The 3,189-nt window shown below is 41.2% G+C and carries 3 protein-coding genes and 1 pseudogene; 2 read left to right on the top strand and 2 right to left on the bottom strand.

Annotation, left to right across the window (positions count from 1 at the left end):
* A pseudogene (locus tag F6K27_RS32690) lies at positions 1 to 158 on the top strand (photosystem II protein D2); the annotation flags it as partial.
* Positions 142 to 1,524 carry a photosystem II reaction center protein CP43 gene (psbC, locus tag F6K27_RS32685; protein ID WP_287280089.1) on the top strand — a complete coding sequence of 461 codons (1,383 nt, stop codon included), beginning with the start codon at positions 142 to 144 and terminating at the stop codon, positions 1,522 to 1,524. The pseudogene F6K27_RS32690 and the gene psbC, both read left to right, overlap by 17 nt.
* Before the next feature lie 393 nt (positions 1,525 to 1,917).
* On the opposite strand, the gene F6K27_RS32680 is transcribed toward psbC, so the two are convergent.
* Both F6K27_RS32680 and F6K27_RS32675 read right to left on the bottom strand, forming a co-directional pair.
* Positions 1,918 to 2,091: a hypothetical protein gene (locus tag F6K27_RS32680; protein ID WP_161564537.1), complete on the bottom strand. Its 174-nt coding sequence runs from the start codon at positions 2,089 to 2,091 to the stop codon at positions 1,918 to 1,920.
* A gap of 597 nt (positions 2,092 to 2,688) precedes the next feature.
* Positions 2,689 to 2,967: an EF-hand domain-containing protein gene (locus tag F6K27_RS32675; protein ID WP_287280087.1), complete on the bottom strand. Its 279-nt coding sequence runs from the start codon at positions 2,965 to 2,967 to the stop codon at positions 2,689 to 2,691.
* Between the last annotated feature and the right edge of the window lie 222 nt (positions 2,968 to 3,189).

The following is a 3,189-nucleotide window of genomic DNA, read 5'->3' as shown; positions in this document are numbered from 1 at the left end:
AAGAGTTACGGGCAGCAGAAGACCCAGAGTTTGAAACATTTTATACCAAAAACATTTTGTTGAACGAGGGTATCCGAGCATGGATGGCACCTCAAGATCAACCACATCAAAACTTTATATTCCCTGAGGAGGTTCTACCACGTGGTAACGCTCTCTAATTCTTCCATGATGGGAGGTCGCGATATCGAGTCCACCGGTTTTGCTTGGTGGTCTGGAAACGCCCGTCTGATCAATCTATCCGGTAAACTGCTAGGCGCTCATGTTGCTCACGCAGGTCTAATCGTATTCTGGGCAGGAGCAATGACTTTATTTGAAGTTGCTCACTTTGTTCCAGAAAAGCCAATGTATGAACAAGGCTTGATACTCATGCCCCACGTTGCTACTTTGGGCTGGGGTATCGGTCCTGGTGGCGAGGTAACTGACATATTTCCATATTTTGTAGTAGGTGTTTTACACATAATTTCATCTGCTGTTCTTGGTTTAGGCGGTATTTATCATGCCGTTCGTGGTCCAGAAACACTTGAAGAATATTCTTCTTTCTTTGGATATGACTGGAAAGATAAGAACCAGATGACTAACATCATCGGTTACCACTTAATCCTATTAGGTTGTGGTGCGCTGTTGTTGGTATTTAAGGCCATGTTCTTTGGTGGTGTCTATGATACTTGGGCACCAGGTGGTGGAGATGTCAGGGTAATCACTAACCCTACTCTCGATCCTGCTGTTATTTTTGGTTATCTAGCTAAAGCTCCTTTTGGTGGTGAAGGTTGGATCATCGGTGTTAACAACATGGAAGATATCATCGGCGGTCATATCTGGATCGGTCTGATTTGTATCTTCGGTGGTGTTTGGCATATTCTAACTAAGCCTTTCGGTTGGGCACGTCGTGCTTTCATCTGGTCTGGAGAGGCTTATCTTTCCTACAGTTTGGGCGCTCTATCCTTAATGGGTTTGATTGCTGCGTGTTTCGTATGGTTTAACAACACAGCTTATCCTAGCGAATTCTACGGCCCAACTAACGCTGAAGCTTCTCAAGCTCAGTCTTTTGTATTCTTAGTCCGTGACCAAAAGTTAGGTGCTAACATTGGTTCTGCTCAAGGTCCAACTGGTCTTGGTAAGTACCTAATGCGTTCTCCTACTGGTGAAATCATCTTCGGTGGTGAAACAATGCGTTTTTGGGACTTCCGTGGTCCTTGGTTAGAGCCTCTTCGTGGTCCTAACGGTCTCGACTTAAATAAGTTAAAGAACGATATTCAGCCTTGGCAAGTACGTCGTGCTGCTGAGTACATGACTCATGCTCCTAACGGTTCCATCAACTCCGTAGGTGGCATTATCACTGATATTAACGGGTTTAACTATGTTAACCCTCGTGCTTGGTTAGCTGCAGCTCACTTCATTCTTGGCTTTTTCTTCTTGATTGGTCACTTATGGCACGCGGGACGCGCTCGTGCTGCTGAAGGTGGTTTTGAGAAAGGTCTCGACCGTGAAACAGAGCCAGTACTATCTATGACTAACCTTGACTAATATCTAGTTACTGTAGGTTACTGATAGCTAAATTTATTTAAGAACCTCGCCAAATATCTGGTGAGGTTCTTATTTTTTTATAGAACCCATTTAGGATCTTGGCACGCGGTACGGGTTTTTATAGCAGGCAACAGGCAACAGGCAACAGGCAACAGGCAAAAGTGGGAAAAATTTCCCTGTCTAAGGTTTATTACCAGTCTATTTCCTAACCAACCCATTTTTTCCTATAGCAAAGGAGTCAGAAGATCAAGCAATAGAATAGGGGAAAAAGGTGGAAATTTGCCCCCAGATTCACTATCTGCCGACATTCCCCACCCTCTTTATCTAATTACACTGATGCTACCGGATTTGATATGACTTCAGTCTTTCAATATGGCATTAAATTCACCCGCTTCAAACCTTTTTCTGAGTTCCTGACGCTGAATTTTGCCGATCACTGTTTTCGGATACGAGGATAGTGGGACTGTTTTCTGAGATATTTACCGACCCTCCATAGGCGATCGCTGGTTTAAAGGAGCGGTCTATGGAACTTGTTTGAGCTAAATATTCTTTTTGGTGATTAAACATTTTTTTTGATTGAGGAAATGTTCGCAAAAATGTATCTCTCTCAAATTTAAGTTGGTGTTCAATAATTAATAATTAATAATCACCTCTCCTTGAAAAGAAGAGGATTGACTAAAAGGATAATTTTTTTTCTTCTCTTGGTCGATTGGATATGGCAAGATTTCCTCGCCACCCCACCCTACGGGAAGCTCCGCTAACGACCGCTTTTTTCTCCTTTAAAGGGGAGGCTTTAAATCTTAATTATTCAGTAAGGAGCAATATTCAATAATTGATAATTGATAATTACCTCTCCCTAAAAGGAAGACGATTGAATAAAAGGAAAAAATTTCTTCTCTTGGTCGATTGGATATGGTAAGGTTTCCTCGCCATCCCTCGACCGCTTTTTTCCCCTTGAAAGGGGAGGCTTTAAACCTGAATTATTTAATTATTTAATTATTAATTCTTCGGTAAATCTATTGCCTATTAGACATCTCCAAACATCCAAAATCAAATCAATTTTTATCCATAAATTATCAATTATTTCTCCCTGTTCCCAGCTCCGGTGTTCCCTCTTTTCTGGAGATGTCTATTGCCTATTAAGTATTAACAGTGTTAGCAGTCTTAGAAAGATCCGTAAAACAACCTCGACGCATATTCTGGATCGTCAGAAGAGAAATAACCACTTCTAATTTTAGCATATTCATCTCGTGATCTCGAACCATTCTTGTTTAGATCCATATTTTCAAACCCACGTTTAATACTTTCCTCATTGGTTTCTCCCAACGCTTTCAACAATATCTCATATTCTTTAAAACTAATTGTGCCACTTCCATCTATATCCAAGCAATCAAACATCAGTTTATTGACTTCTTGATTTTTTTCTATTTGACTGGGTTGCATTTTTTCTCGAACTTGGCTTTGTTGCACAAAAGATGATGTTTAGGGTAAAAATAAAGAAGTCAAGATGGTACACGAAACTACACTCAGCAGATATGAGTAAGAGTAAGTCTAAATCCAACTCCAAGTCCTTGTATCGACTCAAAAACTGGTCTGAGTATGATGCCTCCTTAAAGCAGCGAGGGAGTCTCACTTTTTGGCTGACTCCAGAGGCCATGGAGCAGT

Source organism: Okeania sp. SIO2F5, from assembly GCF_010692685.1.
Classification (GTDB): Bacteria; Cyanobacteriota; Cyanobacteriia; order Cyanobacteriales; family Microcoleaceae; genus Okeania; species Okeania hirsuta.
Note: the sequence above shows the minus strand (reverse complement) of the source record. Positions and strands in the feature narration are given on the sequence as shown.

What these genes read in the sequence shown, in the direction of transcription:
- F6K27_RS32680 (WP_161564537.1), bottom strand. Translation starts at nt 2,091, where the DNA reads ATGTTTAATCACCAAAAAGAATATTTAGCTCAAACAAGTTCCATAGAC.
- F6K27_RS32675 (WP_287280087.1), bottom strand. Translation starts at nt 2,967, where the DNA reads ATGCAACCCAGTCAAATAGAAAAAAATCAAGAAGTCAATAAACTGATG.